This is a genomic window from Helicobacter sp. L8 (assembly GCF_003660355.1).
GTDB classification, from domain to species: Bacteria; Campylobacterota; Campylobacteria; order Campylobacterales; family Helicobacteraceae; genus Helicobacter; species Helicobacter labacensis.
The window spans coordinates 23895-43941 of record NZ_QXQR01000009.1; the positions used below are offsets into that span (position 1 = coordinate 23895).

Annotated in this window: 24 protein-coding genes and 1 pseudogene; 23 read left to right on the forward strand and 2 right to left on the reverse strand. The window is 46.9% G+C overall.

All coding sequences use genetic code 11. The features are described from left to right. The 20 genes from EAO37_RS05635 to EAO37_RS05735 all read left to right on the forward strand — a co-directional run bounded on the left by EAO37_RS05635 (position 1) and on the right by EAO37_RS05735 (position 13166). On the forward strand, positions 1–954 hold the full coding sequence (locus EAO37_RS05635; RefSeq protein WP_162982975.1) for a hypothetical protein: 954 nt from the start codon (positions 1–3) through the stop codon (positions 952–954). 12 nt (positions 955–966) lie between these two features. Next, entirely contained in the window at positions 967–1515 is a 549-nt protein-coding gene (locus EAO37_RS05640; protein ID WP_120952230.1) for a hypothetical protein, read from the forward strand. Then, positions 1515–1859 carry a DUF1353 domain-containing protein gene (locus EAO37_RS05645; RefSeq protein WP_120952233.1) on the forward strand — a complete coding sequence of 115 codons (345 nt, stop codon included), beginning with the start codon at positions 1515–1517 and terminating at the stop codon, positions 1857–1859. The genes EAO37_RS05640 and EAO37_RS05645 overlap by 1 nt, the downstream gene beginning before the upstream one ends. Next, a complete protein-coding gene (locus EAO37_RS05650) occupies positions 1856–2296 on the forward strand; it encodes an N-acetylmuramoyl-L-alanine amidase (RefSeq protein ID WP_240451745.1) in 441 nt (146 codons plus the stop codon). Before EAO37_RS05645 ends, EAO37_RS05650 begins: the two co-directional genes overlap by 4 nt. Beyond that, on the forward strand, positions 2286–2504 hold the full coding sequence (locus EAO37_RS05655; RefSeq protein ID WP_120952239.1) for a hypothetical protein: 219 nt from the start codon (positions 2286–2288) through the stop codon (positions 2502–2504). Before EAO37_RS05650 ends, EAO37_RS05655 begins: the two co-directional genes overlap by 11 nt. Continuing rightward, positions 2501–2857 (forward strand): holin, encoded by a 357-nt coding sequence (locus EAO37_RS05660; protein WP_120952242.1) that lies wholly within the window; start codon positions 2501–2503, stop codon positions 2855–2857. The genes EAO37_RS05655 and EAO37_RS05660 overlap by 4 nt, the downstream gene beginning before the upstream one ends. Further along, positions 2850–3155 carry a hypothetical protein gene (locus EAO37_RS05665; RefSeq protein ID WP_120952245.1) on the forward strand — a complete coding sequence of 102 codons (306 nt, stop codon included), beginning with the start codon at positions 2850–2852 and terminating at the stop codon, positions 3153–3155. The genes EAO37_RS05660 and EAO37_RS05665 overlap by 8 nt, the downstream gene beginning before the upstream one ends. Before the next feature lie 172 nt (positions 3156–3327). Continuing rightward, positions 3328–3582 (forward strand): hypothetical protein, encoded by a 255-nt coding sequence (locus tag EAO37_RS05670; RefSeq protein WP_162982970.1) that lies wholly within the window; start codon positions 3328–3330, stop codon positions 3580–3582. Further along, entirely contained in the window at positions 3582–3872 is a 291-nt protein-coding gene (locus tag EAO37_RS05675; RefSeq protein ID WP_120952251.1) for a hypothetical protein, read from the forward strand. The genes EAO37_RS05670 and EAO37_RS05675 overlap by 1 nt, the downstream gene beginning before the upstream one ends. Continuing rightward, a complete protein-coding gene (locus EAO37_RS05680) occupies positions 3859–4971 on the forward strand; it encodes a phage tail protein (RefSeq protein WP_240451742.1) in 1113 nt (370 codons plus the stop codon). The genes EAO37_RS05675 and EAO37_RS05680 overlap by 14 nt, the downstream gene beginning before the upstream one ends. After that, a complete protein-coding gene (locus tag EAO37_RS05685) occupies positions 4968–5480 on the forward strand; it encodes a phage major tail tube protein (protein WP_120952254.1) in 513 nt (170 codons plus the stop codon). The genes EAO37_RS05680 and EAO37_RS05685 overlap by 4 nt, the downstream gene beginning before the upstream one ends. A 141-nt stretch (positions 5481–5621) precedes the next feature. Next, positions 5622–5894, forward strand: a complete 273-nt coding sequence (locus tag EAO37_RS05690) for a hypothetical protein (protein ID WP_120952257.1) — start codon at positions 5622–5624, stop codon at positions 5892–5894. Between the two features lie 232 nt (positions 5895–6126). Continuing rightward, on the forward strand, positions 6127–6810 hold the full coding sequence (locus EAO37_RS05695) for a site-specific DNA-methyltransferase (RefSeq protein ID WP_240451743.1): 684 nt from the start codon (positions 6127–6129) through the stop codon (positions 6808–6810). Continuing rightward, entirely contained in the window at positions 6800–8860 is a 2061-nt protein-coding gene (locus tag EAO37_RS05700) for a phage tail tape measure protein (protein ID WP_120952260.1), read from the forward strand. The genes EAO37_RS05695 and EAO37_RS05700 overlap by 11 nt, the downstream gene beginning before the upstream one ends. Before the next feature lie 25 nt (positions 8861–8885). Further along, complete coding sequence (locus EAO37_RS05705; RefSeq protein WP_120952262.1) at positions 8886–9203, forward strand: hypothetical protein; 318 nt, start codon at positions 8886–8888, stop codon at positions 9201–9203. A 1-nt stretch (position 9204) separates the two neighbouring features. Further along, positions 9205–9741 carry a hypothetical protein gene (locus EAO37_RS05710; protein WP_120952265.1) on the forward strand — a complete coding sequence of 179 codons (537 nt, stop codon included), beginning with the start codon at positions 9205–9207 and terminating at the stop codon, positions 9739–9741. After that, complete coding sequence (locus EAO37_RS05715; RefSeq protein ID WP_162982976.1) at positions 9734–9958, forward strand: tail protein X; 225 nt, start codon at positions 9734–9736, stop codon at positions 9956–9958. Before EAO37_RS05710 ends, EAO37_RS05715 begins: the two co-directional genes overlap by 8 nt. Next, positions 9958–10881 carry a contractile injection system protein, VgrG/Pvc8 family gene (locus EAO37_RS05720; RefSeq protein WP_120952271.1) on the forward strand — a complete coding sequence of 308 codons (924 nt, stop codon included), beginning with the start codon at positions 9958–9960 and terminating at the stop codon, positions 10879–10881. The genes EAO37_RS05715 and EAO37_RS05720 overlap by 1 nt, the downstream gene beginning before the upstream one ends. A 191-nt stretch (positions 10882–11072) precedes the next feature. Continuing rightward, on the forward strand, positions 11073–11456 hold the full coding sequence (locus EAO37_RS05730) for a hypothetical protein (protein ID WP_120952274.1): 384 nt from the start codon (positions 11073–11075) through the stop codon (positions 11454–11456). A 141-nt stretch (positions 11457–11597) separates the two neighbouring features. Further along, entirely contained in the window at positions 11598–13166 is a 1569-nt protein-coding gene (locus tag EAO37_RS05735; protein WP_120952277.1) for a hypothetical protein, read from the forward strand. Here EAO37_RS05735 and EAO37_RS05740 read toward each other — a convergent pair. After that, positions 13116–15716 carry a hypothetical protein gene (locus EAO37_RS05740; RefSeq protein WP_205589753.1) on the reverse strand — a complete coding sequence of 867 codons (2601 nt, stop codon included), beginning with the start codon at positions 15714–15716 and terminating at the stop codon, positions 13116–13118. The two genes, EAO37_RS05735 and EAO37_RS05740, sit on opposite strands and share 51 nt — an antisense overlap. Before the next feature lie 4 nt (positions 15717–15720). Beyond that, complete coding sequence (locus EAO37_RS05745) at positions 15721–16314, reverse strand: LysE family transporter (protein WP_120952280.1); 594 nt, start codon at positions 16312–16314, stop codon at positions 15721–15723. A gap of 117 nt (positions 16315–16431) precedes the next feature. On the opposite strand from EAO37_RS05745, the pseudogene EAO37_RS05750 reads away from it, so the two are divergent. The 3 genes and pseudogenes from EAO37_RS05750 (at position 16432) to cybH (ending at position 20046) form a co-directional block, all read left to right on the forward strand. Continuing rightward, positions 16432–17611 (forward strand): annotated as a pseudogene (locus tag EAO37_RS05750) (hydrogenase small subunit). Continuing rightward, complete coding sequence (locus tag EAO37_RS05755) at positions 17604–19379, forward strand: nickel-dependent hydrogenase large subunit (RefSeq protein ID WP_120952283.1); 1776 nt, start codon at positions 17604–17606, stop codon at positions 19377–19379. The pseudogene EAO37_RS05750 and the gene EAO37_RS05755 overlap by 8 nt, the downstream one beginning before the upstream one ends. Continuing rightward, on the forward strand, positions 19363–20046 hold the full coding sequence (gene cybH, locus EAO37_RS05760) for a Ni/Fe-hydrogenase, b-type cytochrome subunit (protein WP_120952286.1): 684 nt from the start codon (positions 19363–19365) through the stop codon (positions 20044–20046). Before EAO37_RS05755 ends, cybH begins: the two co-directional genes overlap by 17 nt. The last annotated feature ends 1 nt before the right edge of the window (position 20047 follow it).

Below are 20047 nucleotides of genomic sequence, written 5' to 3' on the forward strand. Positions count from 1 at the left end.
TTGACCTTTGAGATCAATTTAGGCAATTTGAACACAGATAAATACTTATTTGGGTGCTTGATTTTGGGCGCAGATGATGCAGTGCTAGCCGTGATCCCTTTGCCTAAAATTATTTTGAGCGCAGAAGTAGGCGGGGTGCTTACTATCAAGTTTGCCATTAAGGGGCGCAAGCCGGGCGAAATTATCTTTTTAAACCGCGACTTCCCCAGCCGTGCGGAGTGGGATGTATTCAAAAAGACTTTCAATAGCGACTTTTTAGACAAGATGGCGCAGTTTGAGCGCAACAAGACGAGCATCTTGAACGCCTTTGATGCTAAAATCGCCGCCTTGCAGGCGATGAAAGAGAAATTTGAGAGCGATTTGCAAGTCTATCGCCACGACTTAAGCACCCAAATTGCCCAAAACCGCCAAGAGGTGCTAGACACGCTCGCCCCAGATTCTGTGCAAACAGAGGTGCAAACGCGCGTAGAAAATAAAGTCTTTGAAGTGCTAGATGCGCGCATTAACACTCTTTTCACGCCCAAACAAGCAAAACTAGAGCAGGCGTTAGCAGACTACAAGAGCGGTTTAGACGCATTCAAGAACCAAGTAGACACGCAAATACAGGGCAAGATAGGGGATTTGAGCCGCGCATTAGAGGAGCTGAAACGCGTTTTTGCAGAAAAGGGGGTAAAAGGGCAAACTCTCCGCATATACAATGCCTACAAGAATGGCAGAAATTCCACTTGGTGTAACGCTCCTGCACACTCTTTTATTATAGCTCTTTTTCGGTATCAGCAAGGAACTTTCGTATATGGCACTAGCTATCCCGGTATTGCTCATTATGTCTACTCCAACTTCACACAATGTTTTGTGAATTCTAGTTCTGAGGAGCGGGCTATAGAGCTAGTGTCTGCCCCCTCTCTTGATTCTAATAATACATATCCTGCATACGCTTGCTATGCCATCACCTAAGAAGGTTACCCCATGAAACTCACACTCCCTATTACTCAAGAGCAGATTCTCAACGCGCGCCCTAGCAAGGATACATGGCCTGAAGGCGTGCGCGTGGTGGGCACTGAGTATGGCGACATGGAAATTCAGACTGACAAGCGCATTAACGCGCGCCAGATTGAGGCGGTGTTGTGGGCGATGAATCAAAACCTAGCCCTTCAAAAAAGACAAGAGTTGCTAGCTAAGATCAACCAGCTCACCGACATCGCCCTCTCTAAGGGCTTTGTGTGCGAGGCGCTAGGCGCGCCCCATCGCTACGATTTGCGCCTAGAGGATCAGATGAATTTAGTAGGACTGGTGGTGGCTGGCTTAGAGTCAGATTTTAGATGCCAAGAAGTGGGCGCGTCTTTAAAAGGCTATAAAAGCCACACTAAGGAACAATTAGCCCAAGTCTTTAAAGAAGGTTTAGCCTATAAGGCGCGCGTTTTGAACTTCTATGGCGCGCAAAAGGCGCAATTAGAATCCCTAGTAGGCTTGAAAGAGCTAGAGGCTTTTGTGGTTGAAGAGTTCAAGGAAAATTAGTGCGTAGCTTTACCCAGCCACTTTTGTGCGAAATCTTTGAGGATGGCACTTTTAGAGTGGTTGAGGGCTTTGTCTATGAGCAGAGAGTGGATTTTGTGGTGATAGAGAGCATAGAAGTCCCCGATGGTTTTAGGGCGCGTTTGGGATTAGGACCTAGAAAGTGTGCGATCTTGCATGCCTATCTATGTGAGCGCGCTAGGAGCGGGGAGATTAGCCACACCTACGCCCACAAGGTATTTTTAGAGGCTATGTTGGAGAGCAAGAGTGCGCGCTTTTGGGCGTATACGCTCTATGCATGCGTGCGCGTGAAGTCCATATTCAAGGAGTGTGCTTGGAAAAAGTGAGCAGAGAAGTTAAGAAAATCATCATTCATTGTAGTGCCACTAAGGAGGGCAAGGCTTTTAGCGCGGGTGATATTGATAGATGGCACAAGGAGCGCGGGTTTCAAAAAATCGGCTACCACTATGTCATTGGCATTAATGGGGAGGTGGAGAGGGGGCGCATGTTAGAGGAAGTGGGCGCGCATGCCAAGGGGCACAATAGCGATAGTGTGGGGATTTGTTACATTGGGGGACTAGATGCCAATGGCAAGAGCAAAGACACGCGTAGCCCTGAGCAAATAGACGCGCTTTTCAATCTACTAGGCTATCTCACCCACATGTTCCCTGACGCGCTTATTTACGGGCATCGCGATTTTGAGCCCAATAAGGACTGCCCATGTTTTGAGGCGCGCAATTACAATAAGATGTTTTATCCGCACAAGGTTGAAAATGATGGATGAATCTAGCCGTTTCAAGCAGATCGAACGCTTGGGGCGTTTGGGGCTTTTTTTCATTTTTACCACCGCGCTCAATGTGGTTATCAGTGTGATTTTGCTGATTCAGACTGAGAAAGTGCAAGAGAACATCGCGCGCAATTTGGATCGCATCAACCAAATAGAAAACCACATAGATGCGTTGGAGCATAAGATGGAGGGCTCTTTGCATTGAATGCGCAAGACATAGCCATCTTGGGCGTGGAGCTTAGAGTTTTGATGCCCTATTTTGTGGTGTTGGCGGTGGGCTTTTGTGTGGGCGGACTCTTTGTCTTGCGCACGATCAAAAATGAGGAGTTGAAGGGCTGGGGAGATCGCGTGCGCTACATTGTCTGGGGAGTGGGTAGCTCTATGTTGGCTACTTGGGTGAGCTTTGAGGTGATTAATTATTACTTCAAATTGCCTTTAGGGCTAGCCACCGCCATAAGCGGAGGGATTGGCTACATGGGGGCTGAAGTGGTGGGCGAATTGGGTTTGAAGGCGATCGCTAAGAAACTAGGCGTGGACAAGGACAAGAAAGATGCTTGAAACTAAGATCATTGCTATTGGTTTAGCGATTTTGCTAGGGGGCGGAGCGTTGGCTTATGGCGCGCACGCGATCTACAAGCTCATCATAGAGCGTGAAACTTGCAAGGTAGGTTTAGAACAACAAAATCAAGCCATCTTAGAGCAGAACATAGAAGTCAATGACTATGTGAGCAAATTGCAATTTCAAAAGGATGCCATCACTAAGAAATACAACACTCTAGCCCAACGCCCCCTCTCATGCGAGCACGAGCTAAACGCCATTAAGCACGGCTTGGAGGTGTTCAAAAATGAAAAATAGTTTGCGTTTTTGTTCTAAATTCTATAGAATAGTGGAGCCCGGGTCTCCAATACCAACCCCGGGCAGAAAGGAGCGGTCATGTCCAACCATGATCGTGATCCTATGTGGGCATTTTGCCTTAAATTCTCTTTCTTGGGGCTTAAATTTAGTCTCAAAATTCAAAAGAGATAACATGGGATCGCCCCCGCTAGGGGGCACCTTTTGCCTGAATCAGCCTGCCACCTTTCTAGGTGCTTTTTTCTCTCTATTCTTATGTGGCTGTGTGCGCGTCTATAAGCCCGTCTACATTCCCACTAAGTGCAAAATCCCCAAGTTAGAGCGCCCCCCTTTAGCTAGCCCGCTTGTTTCTGAAAACATCAAAGCCTTGCTCATTTATACCGAGCTTTTAGAAAAAGATTTAGAATTTTGCAGAGAGGGGGGCAAGTAGTGGCTTATCATTTCTACACGGAAAAGCTAGATGTGGACAATTTAGCAGACTTGATCGATCGACTAGGTGAGTTGATTGGAGAGGCTGAGGAAAATTGGCTCAGTGTGAAGTCCTTATGCTCTGAGATTGAGGTCTCTGAAATGTTTGCGCACTTGAATCAGGAAAAAGCCCAAGAATTCAAAAACATCAGCATCGTAGGCGCACATTTTGCCGCGTGGTCTGCACTAGAGACTCTAAAAGAGTTTTTAGAGTCAATCCAACAACAAGGAGAAGTCAATGAGTCAATCTAAATACGGCATTAACATTGAGTTTAAAAACCTAGCCCCCACCCCCATGCGCATCCAAAACTCTAAACCCATTGCCATCATTGGGGATGATAGCCAGCTTGAAGGCGTGCATGTGGTTAACAATTTAGAAGAGGCGTTTAAGTTGGTGCAAGAGGGCAGCATTAAGCAAACCCTAAAAGACATTGAGGCGACAGGGCTTGAGAGCCAGTTTGTGTTAAGTGCCTTTGTTAAAGATAACGATGAGGCACAAAATAGCAAAGCCGCCCTAGCTAGTGTCCTTGCTTTAAAAAAGGTGGAGCAAGAACACCAAATCAAGCCTAAGTTTTTTCTAGCCCCCGGCTGTGATAGCCCCGGATTAGGAGAGGCTTTGAAGGTGGTCGCCGAGCAATTTAGAGGTGTGTATGCGCTGACTCTAGAGGGCAAGGACGAGCAAGCAGTCAAACAAGAAGTGCAAGCTATCACCACGCATCGCGCGATCTTGTCTTTCCAAAGGGTGCGCCGTTTGGATGGGGAGGAAAGACCTTTAAGCGCGTTTTTAATCGCTCTCTATGCAAAAGTGATGGGCGAGAGTGAATTTGGCTTTGCTAAGACCTATTCTAACCGCGCCATTGATGGCGTGGTAGGCATTGTGGATAGCATTGAATACATCAATGGGCAGGATTGCGAGGCGGATAGATTGAGAGCTTTGGGCTTGTCTGTGTGTTTTGTGGATGATGGGATCAGGGCGTGGGGGCGACACACTCGCGATAGAGATTTGGGCATTGATAGTTTGCACTCTGTTGTGATCTTTGATACCATCATTGAGAGCATACTAGCTAGCCAAAAGCGCGCCATAGATTTACAGCTTAACGACGCGCTCAAAGAGGTTACCGATAGTTTAGAAGCCTTTTATCGCCGCTTAGTGGCTAATAGCGTGGTGGTGGGCTATTCTATCAGCCTGCCCCCAGATTTAAACACTAATGAGGCGATTATGAATGGGGAGCTGTATGTGCAGCAAGAAGTCCAAGAAATGCCTTTAATTGGGCGCGTGGTCAATAAGATTTACCGGGTGAGCACCTATGGCACAGAGCTCATCAAACAAGTCAAAGGAGAGTCTGCATGAGAAGAATCGAACCCCAAGCCTTCACTGGAGGCAATGTTTTTATTGAGGGGAATGGCTACGCCGGGGTGCTCAAAGATTTTGAGCCTCCTAAGATTGAATTTGAAACCCTAGAGGCGAATGCGAGCATTGGCAAATACGAGCGCGCTTTGCCCATCATTAAGCCCTTGAGTGCGAAAATCACCTTTCAAGCCATGAGCAGGGAGATTTTTAGCGCGCTCTCTAAATCTAAAGTCGCTAAGATTGTCATTAAAAACAATGTGAGCGGGGCGGATGAAAATGGCATCCCCAAAGAGATACAAGTAGAGTCCACGATGGAGGGCTCTATTAAGGCGGCTGAATTGCCCAAGGCTGAGATGGGCAAAGAAGTAGAAATTAGCCTAGAGATTAGCTTGGTGGCATTTAAGTATGTGGTGGATCGCGAAGAGATGATTAGCTATGATAAGGCTAACGCGGTCTTTAGTGTGGATGGAGAGAACCAGTTTGCCGCCATCGCGCGCAATATCTCTTAGGACAAACACAGAGCACTTTTTTGAGTGCTTTGGATTTGTCCTAGGTGTAGATAGGGCAAAAATTACATCATTGAAAACCGGCCATAAAGGGCTACACCCCTCCCTCTTTTTAAGGTGGTCGGCCGCGTGTGAAGGATAGACATGCCGCTAAAACCTATCAAATTAAAGCGCGAGATATTTCAATTTAGAGACGGGCAGGGGGTAGAAATTAGCGAGCCTACTCTTTTTCAGTTGCAAAAGGCGATGAATGCGGGCGATGATTTAGCCCAAATTAAAAGCCTTTTGTTTGATTGTTCGATGGGCGAAATTGATGAGACTTTTCTCAATAGTTTGCCTCTAGGCGAATTTGAGCGTTTAGCCCAAGTGGTGGCTAAGTTTAGGGGGGTGGATGAAAAAAACTCAGAAGGGGTGTAGCTTTGCTAGGCTATGCCCTGCACTTTGGCTATTTAGAGGTGATGCGCATGCAACTTAGCGAGTTTCTAGCCTACACCCAAATTGCCCAAGAGATTTTAGAAAAGAGTTGTGGGATTAGATGATGCATAGTCATGTTATTTTTCACAAAGACAAGATTTCACTCAAATCCACCACGCCGATGCGCTGGAGTTTATGGGCAAGTTGCCTGATAATAGCATTGATTGTGTGTTGATTGATCCGCCTTATTGTAGTGGGGGGGGCGCTCAATTTGCGCCAAAGACAAAAAAACACCAATGATAAGTATTTGTTCAATCAAAATGGCTATAAATACCCCGAATTTTTAGGGGATGGCAAAGACCAAAGGAGCTGGGTAACTTGGATGACTTTCTTAGGGATTGAGTTTGAGCGCGTGTTAAAGCCTAGTGCTTACTTTTTTAGTTTCATTGACTGGCGGATGTTGCCAGCCCTAAGCGACGCGGTGCAATTGGCAGATTTAGCATGGCGGGGTGTGATCGTTTGGGATAAGGGGCGATCTGCTAGACCCTTTGCTAATGGCTTTAAGCAACAATGTGAATTTATTGTATGGGGCACTAAGGGCGAACTGCCCGACTATGAGAGACGCACAGAAGCGCAGTATCACTATGGCTATATCCAAGCCTATTTGCATGCTAGCAAAAAGCAACATGCTACCCAAAAGCCCCTAGAAGTCTTGCGCCATTGTTTGAGTATTGTGCCCACAGGGGGAGTGGTGCTAGATTGTTTCGCCGGGAGTGGGAGCACGGGGGTGGCTTGCGTAGATTTAGGGCTTCATTTTATTGGGGTGGAGAAGTCTAAGGAGTATGCCCAAATTGCAAAGGCTAATCTAGCCCGCGCCCTAGCCTGCCCACCCTTTAGAGGATTAATTGATGCAAACTGAATTAAGTGTCCGCATTAGACCCCAATTGGAGGCGTTTAGAGCCAGTATGCAAGCGGCACGGCGGGCGTTGTCTTTGCAAACTAGCAATGGCGTGGTGGAGGGAGTGCGCGCCTCTATGGATCAACTTAGAGCCTCTTTGCGCTCTAGCATGCGCTTAAGAGAGGTGGCTAGTGAGCAGGTGCGCGCGATTAATGCAGAATTGCGCCAAGTCAATACCGCCATCATTACCCAAAGATTTAACCAAAGTATGAATGCGCTTAAAGAGAGTGTGGGGGCGGTGGTGGCTACTTTTGGGGCGGCTAAAGCCACCCTAGGCAAGCCTTTAAAGGCGGCTATTGACTTTGAAGACACCTTTTCAAGTGTGAAAAAGGTGTTAAACGAGGGGGTGAGCAAGGATAAGCTCATCTTGGATTGGGAAGTGGATGGGAAAAAATTCACCGACCCCAAAGAATTAAAGCGCAAACTTTTAGATTTGTCCGTGGCTTTGGGGAGTAGCACGGCAGACTTGAATAAGATCGCCGAGAGTGCCGGACAGATGGGCATTGGTGGCTCTAAGAATATTGCCGACTTTACCGAGCTGGTAACCAAGATGTCTGTAGCCTTTGATATGAGTGCAGAAGATGCGGGCAAGAGCATGGCTGACATTCAAAGCATTCTAGGTTTAGAGATGAAGGACTTAAGGGTATTGGGGGACACCATCAATAACATCTCTAATAACTCCACGGCGCGCGCAAGCGACATCATTGACATTATGAAGCGCATCGCTGGGACAGGTAAAAGCTTTGGGCTCTCTGCTAAAGAAATTGCCGGGCTAGGCAGTTCTATGTTAGCCTTGGGGATGACTAGCGAAGTAGCCGGGACTTCTTTGCAAGCCGTGATGAACAAGCTGGGGAGTTTTGATAAAGCCGAGGGGAAGGCAAAGGGCTTGGATAAAGTCTTTGGGGATTGGTTTTCTAAAATGGGACTAGATATGGATAGCTGGTTAGCTATGCGCGCCCAAAAGCCTAAAGAAGCCCTAGATATGTTCTTAGAGAGTCTCTCTAAGATGGACAAGGTGCAACAAACTAAAGCCCTCAAAGACATGTTTGGGCTAGAACACTTGGGCAAGATGAAAACCCTAGTAGGGGCGATGGGCAAATACAAAGAGGTGATGGGCGAAGCTCTTAAAGACTCTACAGGGAGTATGGATGAGGAGTTTAGCGCAAAAGCTAACACCACTGCGCACCAATTAAAACGCTTGGGAGCACAGATGGAGGTGCTCTATATTCATCTAGGCGATGCGCTTTTGCCTGTGGTGAATAATTTCATTGGCGCGTTTCAATCTATGCTAGCTCCTATTGCCAATTTTGCCAAAGAACACAAGAGTGCCACAAGGGCGATTATGCTTACCATTGGGGGTATCATAGGCTTAAAGGCGGCGATTTTGAGTTTGAGTCTTTTGAGACCTTTGGCAATGGTGGTTTTCACTCCGCTTTTGAGGGCGTGGACTTTAATGCGTTATAGTGTGCTAGGCAATATTAGCGCGCTTTTATGGCATCGCGCGGTTAGTTTGTCTAGCGCGGCGATTTCTCTAGCCCTGCGCGCCCCGCTTTTGTTACTCAGCGGAGCGTATAGACTCTTAACCGGGCAAATTACTTTAAGCAGTGTAGCTACGCGCGCCTTTGGGCTTGCCTCTTTGCTAGGGGCTAATCTCTTTAGCGGGGCGATGAAACTGATTAGATTAGCCTTTATGACCTCCATTGTGGGGGTTTTAATAGCGGGCTTGGGGGCGGGGGTGTATGCTTTGGTAACCAACTGGGAGGTGGTGAAAACCTTCTTATTTCAAACTTGGGAGGGATTAAAAGCCAAGATGGCTAGTTTTTGGGAGGGATTGGTGTGGGTATTTGGCGCGATTGGATCAGTGCTAAGTCCTGTGGTTTCTGTGTTTTCTTGGTTTTTTGAGCTTTTAGGGAGTGGCATTGTCAAGCTTTTAAATCTCTTTGGGGTGAGTGTGGGGAGTATGGGGGAAGTGTTTAAGCCGGTGTTGGAGTTTTTTTGCAAAAGTCTATGAGTGGTATAAAAAACTCTTTGGGGGCGTGCTAGGCAAGGTGGCAGGGTTTTTGGGGTTTGGGGATGAGGAAAAGAATATTTTGACCGACACTTCTAAACTCACTTTGCCCACCCTACAAACACCCGGGCAGGACAAACAAACAGCCCTGCCCGTGCTAGGCAGCTTTGATTATAGCGCGCTCAATCCCCAAAAGAGCGGGGCTAATAGCACAGATAATCGCTCGATCAATTCTAACAACACCCAAACCATCAACATCTACACCCAAGGCGATCCTAATAGCATAGTGAGCGCGATCAAGCAGGCGGGTATTGGGCAATACTCTTACAAAGACGATAAGGATTAGCATGGATTTTTATAACGATATGGCGCGCTTTTGCAATAACGCGCTCAATCGCACTCTTACTAAGACTACTAAAGTGCAAAGAGAGCTTATAAGAACACGCTACAATCTCTCTAATAAGACGATAAGACGCTTCACCAAGATCAAAAAATCTAAAATAGACACCCTAGAAGTTACCATTAGAAACGCCATTTACAAGCTCAGTTTGAATCGTTTCAAACGCCTCCAAAAGCGCACGGGGGTGTTAGTGAAATTAGGACCTAGAGATCATCTCTTTATTCAGGGGGGCTTTTTGGGGGCAAAAAGGGGGGAGACAAAGGTACGCAATAAGGGCTTTTTAGCTACAAGACGCGCCCAAAGTTTTGCTGGGATCACCACCAGTTCAAGCACACTCTATAGCCATAGTCGCCAAAGAAGTCCTAGAGGCTCGCAGGTGTTTTATTTTAGAACTAAGCCTTTCAATCTCATCGCCCAAGAGCAAAATACGCGCCTTTTAGTCAAAGCGCATGAAATATTTGCCCAGGAGTTGGCGCGTGAATGAGTGTGTTGCTATTCAGGGCGAGAGATGGGACACTCTCTATTTTAAGCACTATGGGGAGATTGTGCAAAATGGCTATAAGAGTGGCTATAACGCCTTTTTGCTGGCTAACATTGAACTTTTAGACATTGATGTGTTTAAAGGCGGGGAGCGTGTGAAATTACCCGTGTTTGAGGCAGAAGAGATCGCCTCAGACATCACCCCTATTTGGGAGGAGTGATGCAAACTTATCTAGCCCCCAAGTGGCGCATTAAGGGCGCGGAGGTGTTGGTAGAGTCTTTAAATTATAGCGATTATGAGAGAGATAACCCGGATACGCTAAATCTCAAGCTTGCGCCTAATTCTCAATTACCTAAATTTGGCGACAGATTAGAACTCTTTTTGGGCTGGGAAAAGCTCTACTTCTTTGGGGCGTTCTATGTGAGCGCGATCAAGGAGAACTACAAGAAGGGCTTTAGCGTGGATGCCACTAGCCTCAATCATAGCAAAGAGATCAAAGAGGTTAAGAATCGCTCCTTTAAAAACAAGAGTGTGGGGGATATTTTGCGCGCCATTGCCAGAGAAAATGGCTTGAAAAGCAAGATTTCTTTTGAGCACTCTAGCTCAGTGCTCAGCGTGTTAGAGCAAGTGGATGAGAGTGATAGCGCGCTGTGTGCGCGTTTGGCTGAGGAGTATGGCTGTTCTTTTGGGCTAAAAAATGATTATTTGGTGTTCATTGATCGCAACATCAAGCAATACCAACGCCCGCGCTACCAAATTAACGCCGATGATTGCATCAGTTTAGAGATTGACTATCTAGTTACCAAGCACTTCAAAAGCGCGGAGGTGGTGTTCATGGACAAAGAAGGACAAGAGCAAACATTAATCATCGGATCAGGACAACAGCCAAAAAAGCGTATTCTAACGCACGCGAGCACCAAACAAGAGGCTTTGATCATAGGTAAAACCCGCCTCAAAGAAGCCAACACAGCCAAGACTAAGGGTTCACTTAGAGCTCTAGGGCAGGTGCTTTTTGCGGGCGGACTGCTAGAACTCACTAAGGGCAAGAGCAAAGAAATTCATCTCATCACCCAAGTGCAACACAGCCTAGATAAGAGTGGCTGGGTGATGAATTTGAACTTTGAGAGCGCGATGAATGGCTAAGATGCTTGAGTTTGTGGCGTTGTGTCTAATTTGGCTAACCTGCATCGTGGTGTTAAGCCTAATTAGCTTGCCCGTGTGGGCTTTTGTTGGTTTGGCTTTATTTTTAGTTGTGCTATTTTGTTTGCGCCATCACTATGCGCTGGTTGTGCCTTTTTGGGTGTTTTGGATGGCATGCATACTAAAGGCTCTACATGGCTGATATAGGCAAAATCATCAAAATTGATAGCTTCACCTTCAAGGTGGATCACAACATCCCTAGTTTGGACTTTGAATACAGCTTAGGTATCCAAAAGGTAGAGACTCTCTCTAAAAATTTCTATTTGAAACTAGGGGACAATGAAAAGCGCATTAGTTTTACCGCGACTCTCTATTTAGAGCAGATTGAGGATTTTGAGGGGCTAGTGGCTAAGATTGAGGCGAGAAAACCCTTAAGATTTTCTACCCTAGAGAGCGCACGCACGCAAAAAATCCTCATTGATAAGTTTAGCACTAGCATGAAAGATTGGGTATTGGTGGCGCAGAATAAGATGAGCTTCTACACCAAGAGCTTTAGCATTGGGGGGGTGGTGTTGTGATGTGCTTTTTAAAGATTTGTGGGGATAGAATGGGGACAATCTCTACTTGCATGGCAATGAAAGCCCTTAAGTAGGGGGGTTATTGGGGTTGTTGGTTAACATCTCTTTAGGGTAAAATACTTTCAAAACTTAAGGACTTTTATGGACTTGAGCACCCTGAGCGAAGAAACTCTAAAATATGCCATTAAAGAGCGTTATTTTAAAGATTTTGTCTTTAAGGCGGAGTGGATCGACTTTCAAGTCTACGCCCCTAAAGAGCAACTCCCCCGCCCCCTACTCTGGGTAGAAGCTAAGGCGGGCATTTATGAGCCCAAAAAGGCTTTAACCCAATTAGTTTTAACGCTGTTAAAACACCCACAAGCGTGCTTGCCTCCCTTTTTAGGCGCATTTGATGCCTGCCGTTTTAGTGTAGTAGAAACCAAAGAATTAAAAGACTTGCTTAGCGAACTCTCTAGCAAAAGCTACGCGTTTGCGCCTAGCAATACCCAATCTAGCGAGTTTCAAGAAGTCTATAGACTTTTAAGCCCCCTTTTAGACCAGCATTTGATCAGCTTTGAGTTTGAAACCCAAGAGCAAGAGTTGAAAAACTTCATCATAAGCCTACAGCACATCCCCCAGCCCCAAATCCCCATCAATCAAGACAACTTCGTGCATGTCTACCACGCTTGGATTGAAAAGGTCAAGCCCACAATCCGCATTGATTGGAAGGTGGCTAAAAAGGCGAACATTTTAGATGCTAACTTTTATCTAGCCGACCTTTTGAGCGAAAACAACAAGACCATCCCCGGTTTAAACACCCGCCTAGTGGGCGATCATTATGAGTTTGATCAAGAGATCGACAATTTAGAGCTTTTTAACACCAAGAGCGCGGTTTTTAAGGACAACCAAGAGGCACATAAAGCCTTTTGGCGCGCCTACAAACGCCCGCCGGCAGAGCAGTTTCGCGACCCCATCATCACACGGCGCGATCTGCTCGTGCCACCCGATGTTAGAGAACGCAAGGGGGCGTTTTACACTCCTTTGAAATGGGCGATCAAATCCCAAGAGTACTTAGCCCATTATCTAGGGGGCAATTTCCAAGAGGAATATTTTATTTGGGATTGTGCAGCAGGCACGGGCAATTTATTGACCGGACTTTCTAACCCCTACCACATCTTTGCAAGCACTTTAGATAAAAACGATGTCGCCATCATCAAAGAGCGCGCAAAAGAAGGGCGACTAGCCCTTAAAGAGGAGCATATCTTCCAATTTGACTTTTTAAACGACTCTTTAGACAAACTCCCAGACGCGCTACAAGCCATTTTAAATAACCCTAAAACGCGCTCTAAATTGCTCATTTACATCAACCCCCCTTATGCTGAAGCGGGGAGCAAGAGTCAAATAGCAGGCACGGGCAAGAATAAGGAGGGCGTGGCTAAGGATTTTCAAAGCGCGCAAAAATACGCCCAAGAGCTAGGCAAGGCGAGAAACGAAATCTTTGCGCAATTTTTTATGCGCATTGTAAAGGAGATTGCCAAAGTAGAGCCCCAAAGCGCAAAGCAAAAGCCCCCCCTTGAAGGGGAGACCCTTCAAGACTTCTTATACACCAAAACTTTAAGCCTCACTGCCTCAAAAACCCAAACCCCCGCACTTTGGGGGCAATTTGTGCTCCAAGGCTTGTTAAGCTCTCTTGCAACGCGCTGTAAAGCTCTTTGTAATGCGCGTCTGTAGCCTTGCTTGGGGGGTTGAGTTTGCCTTTGGCATTGCCCCAGCAAAAAACTCTTTGATGTCATAAAAACTCGCATTAGGCTTAGAACCCTCTTGTGCGTGGTAATAGGCATAGAGCTTTTTGCCCGCTTGTAAGAGTGCTTGGGCGGTGGGGCTAAAAGTGGGGCACAAGCCTTGAGGGGCATTGTCTTTAAAAAGCCCTCTTGGGCTTTTGGAAGCACAAACTACGCTTTTGCCTGCCAAAAACTCTAGCAAGGTGTGGTGGGTGTAGCGCGCTTTGGGATTAACCTCTACCTCTTTAAAGGGGATAAAATGATTAGCCCCTAATTGGCAAGAAATGCGGTTTTGGGAGTGAAACAACATAAAGATTAAACAATCGCCTAAAAAGTCGCTATCGCTCTGCCAAGAATCATCATAGGGGGCGTAAAACTGATCGCGATCGTTGATCCATGTGGGTTTAATGCAATGTTGCACGCTGAAATACACGCTTAGGGTATGTAGATTAGTGGCATTAATGTAAAGGGGGCGGGTGTGTTCTGTGATTGTATTGAGCAGGGCAACTAGGTTTGTATTTTGAAAGTCGCCTCGCCCTTGTTTGATAGCCGCCCAACCTTCTTTAACTTTAAAACCTGCTATCCACTCATTAATACTTGCCACCCCCTCAATAGCTCTAAACTCTTTGACCCCCAAGAAGTTAGCCTTAGAGTCATAGATGTCTAGGATGATGGGTTGGCTAGAGGGGGGCGCGCCCAAATCCCACACCAAAAACCCGATAGGAAAGCTCCCCTTGACATGATCAAAGGTGTTGCCCGGACACATAAAGCCCCCCAAAAAGCGCGCCTTAAAGTGCGCTCTAAAGGTTTTAAAATTAGAGGAGTTAAGGTATTTGAGTGTGGAGAAACTGGCTAAAATAGGACCTACGATTTTAAGCGGGGATTGGGTAGAATCACCCTGCCCCTGTAAGGGGGCAAAACCAAGAAAGGAGCCATCCATGTCCAAAAAACATGGTAAGGGCTCTAAGCGGGTATTATACATTAAGTTCTGCTTTTGCGGGCTTAAATTTGTGTGGTACCAACGCTCATAAGAGCTCTCCCCCCTTGTTGGGGGGGTCTCCTTAACTTGGGTCTTTGCTTCTAAAGGGGCAATCTCTTTGACAATGCGCATAAAAAATTGCGCAAAGATTTCGTTTCTTGCCTTGCCTAGCTCTTGGGCGTATTTTTGCACCACAAGCGTTTCTGGTGTTTCTTGCTCTGTTGTCTTCTTGCTTTTTGCTACGCCCTCCTTATTCTTGCCCGTACCTGCTATTTGACTCTTACTCCCCGCTTCAGCATAGGGCGGGTTGATGTAGATCACCAATTTAGAGAGTTTGGCAGGGGTGTTTAAAATCTCTTGCAGATTTTGGGGGAGTTGGCTAAAGGGGTCTTCTAAAAAGTCAAATTCAAAGATATGTTCGTGGGCAATGCGTAGGCTGTCGCTGGAGTCTTGGGCGCGCTCTTTGATGATTTTGACATCATTTATATCAATGGTGCTAGCAAAAACATGGTAGGGGTTTTCTAGCCCCACTAATAAATTGCCCGTGCCTGCTGCTAAGTCCCAAAGAAAGTAGTCATCTTGGTAGTTGCTGCCTAAAATCTGGGCTAAATATTCTTTAGACTTATGTGCCCAAATCTTGGGGGTGTAAAACGCGCCCCGATACTCCCGCTTGGACATGAGCAAATCCCGCCGATCGAGGATGTATTTTTGCTCAGACTTAGTAGGGGGGCGTTGGTAGAGTTTCCAAAACTCTTTATGCGCGCGTTGACCATCCTTAAAGCCCGTTTTCTCACAATTACAAGACTTGGTGAGTTGGTTTAATTTTTCATTAAAGACATAGTGATCGCCCACAAGGCGGATATTGATGTCTTTGAGGGTGAGGTCGTTTTTACTGATCAGGTCGGCTAGGTAAAAATCCGCCTCTAGGACTTGGATTTTTTCTGCCTCTTCCCATGCCATTTGGATAGAGGGTTTTACAGCAACAAGCCATTTATCATACACTTTTCTAAAATTCTGCCTTGTGATTTTGGTTTTAAGGCGGGGTTTGCCATGCAAAGAGGCGATGAAGTTTTGCAGTTCCTCCTCTTGGGTAGCGTAGGCAAAAGTGGTGGCGTGTTCTTGTAAAAGCGGGGCTAAAAGCTGGGCAGCCTCTTTAAAACCCGGGGCGTTGTGGTTACTAGGCGCAAACGCGTAGCGTTTGCTTGCTAGCTCCTCTAACACGCCTTGCAATTTTTCACTCTCTACTACGCTAAAACGCGCGCCATCAAAAGCCCCTAAAAAGGGGGGCAAGTCCTCTTGTGATTCTTGTAAAATGCTGAGTACTAATTGCGTGAAAGCAGCGCATAGATCGTTATTAGCCCCCGCCTTAGCCTCTGCCCACAGCAGGGGGTAGGGGAGCTGATCGCTTGGGAGGTAAATTTGAAAATCGATCTTGCCCCCACTCAATACAAATTCTTTAAAATAACGCTCTTTTATGGCGTGCTTGAGCGGTTCTTCTGCTAGGTGTGCTAGGGGTATCATCGCGCTATTTTAGCCCAAATACCCTAAATAAGATCAAGCCCCCAAATGCGCTAAAGAGGATAGCACAAGTGATGTCAATAGCTTTGTAATAGCGCGTGTAGGCTTTTTTCATAGAGTCTTTAGAAAATAATAAAGCGATCGCGCTGAAAAACAAGCAGGTTTCTACACTGATGGCTAGAATCACCCATAACAAGCCAGAAGCAAAATCTAGGCTAGAGAAAATGCTCCCAAAATAAAGAGCTGCTTTAGGGTTGAGCAAATTAGTCAAAAACCCACTTAAAAAAGCCCCCCTAGGCGCGCTATTTTGCCACTCTAAGCTTTTATTCAGGGATTTAAGGCAACTAAAGGCTAGGTAGAACAAATAGAGCGCGCCTAAAAGCGCGATGAGGGTGCGCATAAAACTAAAACTCTCAAAAAAGAGTTTGAGCCCAAATAAACACAGCACGATCCAGACCAACACCCCCGCGCTGATCCCTAACACCGCCTTAAAAGCGTGTTTGAAATTACTTTTAAGCGCATAAGTGCTCACCAAAAATAAATCTGGTCCGGGGGTGAGCAAGGCGATAAAGTGGATAGCTAGAATGAGGGATAGGTCCATAAGCAACCTTGCTTTAAAATCACCGCGTATTTTAACCAAATAGCGCAATAGGCTATTTAAATCGTTGGTAAATCACAATTAGGCTAAAATAAAAAACTCTATCGAGCAAGGATTAGCATGGCAGATGACAACAATGTCCTTTTTGATCAAATCTCAAAACGGCTTGAAGCCCTAAAGGGTTTGCGCGCGCACAATGCGGACAAAAATATCCACACAGAGCTAGAAAAAAAAAGGCGTGGATCGGCGCGACTTTATGAAATGGGTGGGGACGATGAGCGCGACTTTAGCCCTACCGGCTAGCTTTACCCCCCTTGTCGCCCAAGCTGTGGAGATGGCTAACCGCTTGCCTGTGATTTGGTTGCACATGGCTGAATGCACGGGCTGTAGTGAGAGCTTGCTTAGGAGTGAAGACCCTAGCATTGATAGCATCATCTTTGATTACATCAATTTAGAATACCATGAAACCATCATGGTGGCTAGCGGACACCAAGCGGATTTGAGTTTAGAACAGGCGATTGAAAAGCACAAAGGCAATTACATTTTAATGGTGGAGGGGGGGATCCCTCAGGGCACAGAATACTTTTTAACCATGGGCGCACAAGGGCGCACGGGCGCACAAGAGTGTATCCATGCCGCCAAACATGCCAAAGCCATCTTTGCCATTGGGACATGCTCAAGCTTTGGAGGCGTGCAGGCAGCTTACCCCAACCCCTCTAACGCGCAGGCTCTAAGTAAAATCATCTCACAGCCTATTATCAATGTGCCCGGTTGCCCCCCTAGTGAAAAAAACATCGTGGGCAATATCATCTACTTTTTGATGTTTGATGCACTGCCCCGGCTTGATGCTTACAACCGCCCCACTTGGGCGTATGGGCGCAGAATCCATGATCTATGCGAAAGACGCGGGCATTTTGATGCGGGCGAATTTGTGCAGCATTTTGGGGATGAAAACGCCAAAGAGGGCTTTTGTCTTTACAAAGTGGGCTGTAAAGGACCTTATACTTTTAATAATTGCTCCACCCTGCGCTTTAACTCCCACACCAGCTGGCCCATCCAAGCCGGGCATGGTTGCATTGGGTGCTCTGAGCCTAATTTTTGGGACACCATGAGCCCCTTTGAAGAGCCCATTTCTAACCGCTTGATCGTGCCTATCACAAGTGCCTTTGGAGGGGCAGGAGCGGACAGAGTAGCAGATAGCGTAGGGGTGATCGCCCTAAGCGTGGCTGGGATTGGCATTGCCATGCACGCGCTCTTAGCCGGGCTGAAAAAAGATGATCAAGGAGATACCCATGCCTAAAAAAATCATTGTGGATCCCATTACCCGCATTGAGGGGCATTTGCGCATTGAGGTGGTGGTGGATGAAAATAATGTCATCACGGACGCGCATTCTTGCTCTACCCTCTTTAGGGGGTTAGAGACCATCATCAAGCATCGCGATCCGCGCGATGCGGGCTTTATTGCGCAGAGAATTTGTGGGGTATGCACCTATTCGCATTACAAGGCGGGCATTAGCGCAGTGGAGGACGCGCTAGGGATCACCCCCCCCTTAAACGCCCAATTGGTGCGATCACTAATGAATATCGCGCTGATTTTGCATGACCATGTGGTGCATTTCTACACCTTGCATGGGCTAGATTGGTGCGATCTGTTAAGCGCGCTCAAAGCCGATCCTAAAAAAGCAAGCCAAATTGCCTTTAAATATTGCGATTACCCCTTGGACACGGGTGAGGACGCGCTCAAGGCGGTGCAAAAGCGCGTGGGCGACTTTGCCAAACAGGGCGCGCTAGGTCCCTTTGCCAATGGCTATTATGGGCATAAAACCTACCACTTGAGCCCGGAGCAAAATTTGATCGTGCTCTCGCACTACCTCAATCTCTTAGCCATCCAAAGAGAGGCAGCAAAGATGACAGCCATCTTTGGAGCCAAACAACCCCACCCCCAAAGCCTCACCGTGGGGGGGATCACCTCTGTAAGAGATGTGCTCGATCCAACCCGTCTAGCCGAGTGGAAAAGCAAGTTTGAGACCGTGAAAAACTTTGTGGAGCGCGCGTATTATCCGGATCTGGTGATGGCAGCTAAAATGTTTAAAGATGAACAGAGCGTTTTGCATGGTTGCGGGGTGAAAAATTTCATCGCCCATGAGGAGATTTTGCTTAGTCGGGGCAAATATTTATTGAGCTCAGGCGTGGTGCTCAATGGCGATCTCTCCACTTTGCACCCCATTAATGAGGATTGGATCAAAGAAGATGTGACACACTCTTGGTACCAATACAGCACAAAAGAGGCGCAGTTACATCCCTATGATGGGCAAACCACACCCCATTACACCGGCTTTAAAGATGGGCAGAGTGTGGGCTTAAGTGGCAAGTTAGAACCTAGCAAGGTGCTAGACACGCAGGGCAAATACTCTTGGATTAAAGCCCCGCGCTACAATGGCATGCCCATGGAGGTAGGACCTTTAGCCTCTTTAGCTGTGGGCTTGGCGGCTAAAAACCCCCACACAACTAAAGTTGCCACCCAGTTTTTAAAAGACACGGGGCTACCTATAGAGGCGATCTTTAGCACCTTAGGGCGCACAGCCGCGCGCTGTTTGGAGGCTAAAATCTTAGTAGAAAATGGTTTGACTACCCTAGAATCTTTAATTGAAAACCTCAAATCCGATCAAAGCACCTGCGCGCCCTATGAGATTGACAAAAATAAGGAGTATAAGGGACGCTACATCGGGCAAGTGCCAAGAGGGATGTTAAGCCACTGGGTGCGCATTAAAAATGGGGTGGTGGAGAATTACCAAGCGGTTGTGCCCTCTACTTGGAATGCCGGGGCGCGCGATGAAAAGGGACAGGGAGGACCCTATGAGATGAGTTTGATTGGCACGAAGCTAGCTGACTTGACCCAGCCCTTAGAGATCATCCGCACCATTCACTCTTTTGATCCCTGTATTGCCTGCTCGGTGCATGTGATGGACATCAAGGGGCGCGATTTTGGGGAGTTTAGAGTGGATCCTAGTTTTGCGCGCTTTGATAGGGCTAAAAAAGAGGAGGTGTGCCATGCTTACCCCCAATAGTGCCTACTACCACCCCCATAAAGAATATTCAGGTTGGGTGCGCTTGTTCCACTGGGTGCGCGCGTTAGCCATTTTTGCTTTGATGCTCACGGGCTTTTACATCGCCTACCCCTTTTTAGAGCCCCGCTCAAGCGTCTACCATAGCATGTATTTTTTGCAAGCCTATATCCGCAGCGCGCATGTCATGCTAGGCTTGATTTTGATTGCCATATCTTTGTTTCGGGCTTATCTCTTTTTCTTTGACAAAAAAAGCCGTGCGGAGCGCGTGTCTATTAAGGGGGTTTTTAGCATCCATGCGTGGATTAGGCAACTCAAGGTTTATTTTCTTGTGGGCAATCGCCCTGAGATCAAGGGGGTTTATAACCCCTTGCAGTTTGTGGCTTACTTTTCTTTGTGCATGTTGCTCATTGTCATTGCCTTGAGCGGGATCGTGCTTTACTACAATGTCTACCACCGCGGATTGGGGGGATTTTTAGAACCCTATTTTAAGTGGTTTGAAGTGCTTTGCGGGGGGCTTTCTAATGTGCGCTACATCCACCACCTAGCCACTTGGGGGATCTGTTTATTTATCCCGGTGCACATTTACATGGTGGTCTTCCATTCGCTCAAATTCCCCGATGGGGGCGCGGATGTGATGATCAGCGGACGGCGTTATTTGAAAGGCTAGC

Coding starts and splice junctions, on each gene's coding strand:
- EAO37_RS05655 (WP_120952239.1), top strand. CDS start 2,286: ATGATGGATGAATCTAGCCGTTTCAAGCAGATCGAACGCTTGGGGCGT.
- EAO37_RS05690 (WP_120952257.1), top strand. CDS start 5,622: ATGCCGCTAAAACCTATCAAATTAAAGCGCGAGATATTTCAATTTAGA.
- cybH (WP_120952286.1), top strand. CDS start 19,363: ATGCTTACCCCCAATAGTGCCTACTACCACCCCCATAAAGAATATTCA.
- EAO37_RS05720 (WP_120952271.1), top strand. CDS start 9,958: ATGCAAACTTATCTAGCCCCCAAGTGGCGCATTAAGGGCGCGGAGGTG.
- EAO37_RS05640 (WP_120952230.1), top strand. CDS start 967: ATGAAACTCACACTCCCTATTACTCAAGAGCAGATTCTCAACGCGCGC.
- EAO37_RS05680 (WP_240451742.1), top strand. CDS start 3,859: ATGAGTCAATCTAAATACGGCATTAACATTGAGTTTAAAAACCTAGCC.
- EAO37_RS05740 (WP_205589753.1), bottom strand. CDS start 15,716: ATGATACCCCTAGCACACCTAGCAGAAGAACCGCTCAAGCACGCCATA.
- EAO37_RS05700 (WP_120952260.1), top strand. CDS start 6,800: ATGCAAACTGAATTAAGTGTCCGCATTAGACCCCAATTGGAGGCGTTT.
- EAO37_RS05735 (WP_120952277.1), top strand. CDS start 11,598: ATGGACTTGAGCACCCTGAGCGAAGAAACTCTAAAATATGCCATTAAA.
- EAO37_RS05665 (WP_120952245.1), top strand. CDS start 2,850: ATGCTTGAAACTAAGATCATTGCTATTGGTTTAGCGATTTTGCTAGGG.
- EAO37_RS05670 (WP_162982970.1), top strand. CDS start 3,328: ATGGGATCGCCCCCGCTAGGGGGCACCTTTTGCCTGAATCAGCCTGCC.
- EAO37_RS05730 (WP_120952274.1), top strand. CDS start 11,073: ATGGCTGATATAGGCAAAATCATCAAAATTGATAGCTTCACCTTCAAG.
- EAO37_RS05685 (WP_120952254.1), top strand. CDS start 4,968: ATGAGAAGAATCGAACCCCAAGCCTTCACTGGAGGCAATGTTTTTATT.
- EAO37_RS05755 (WP_120952283.1), top strand. CDS start 17,604: ATGCCTAAAAAAATCATTGTGGATCCCATTACCCGCATTGAGGGGCAT.
- EAO37_RS05745 (WP_120952280.1), bottom strand. CDS start 16,314: ATGGACCTATCCCTCATTCTAGCTATCCACTTTATCGCCTTGCTCACC.
- EAO37_RS05710 (WP_120952265.1), top strand. CDS start 9,205: ATGGATTTTTATAACGATATGGCGCGCTTTTGCAATAACGCGCTCAAT.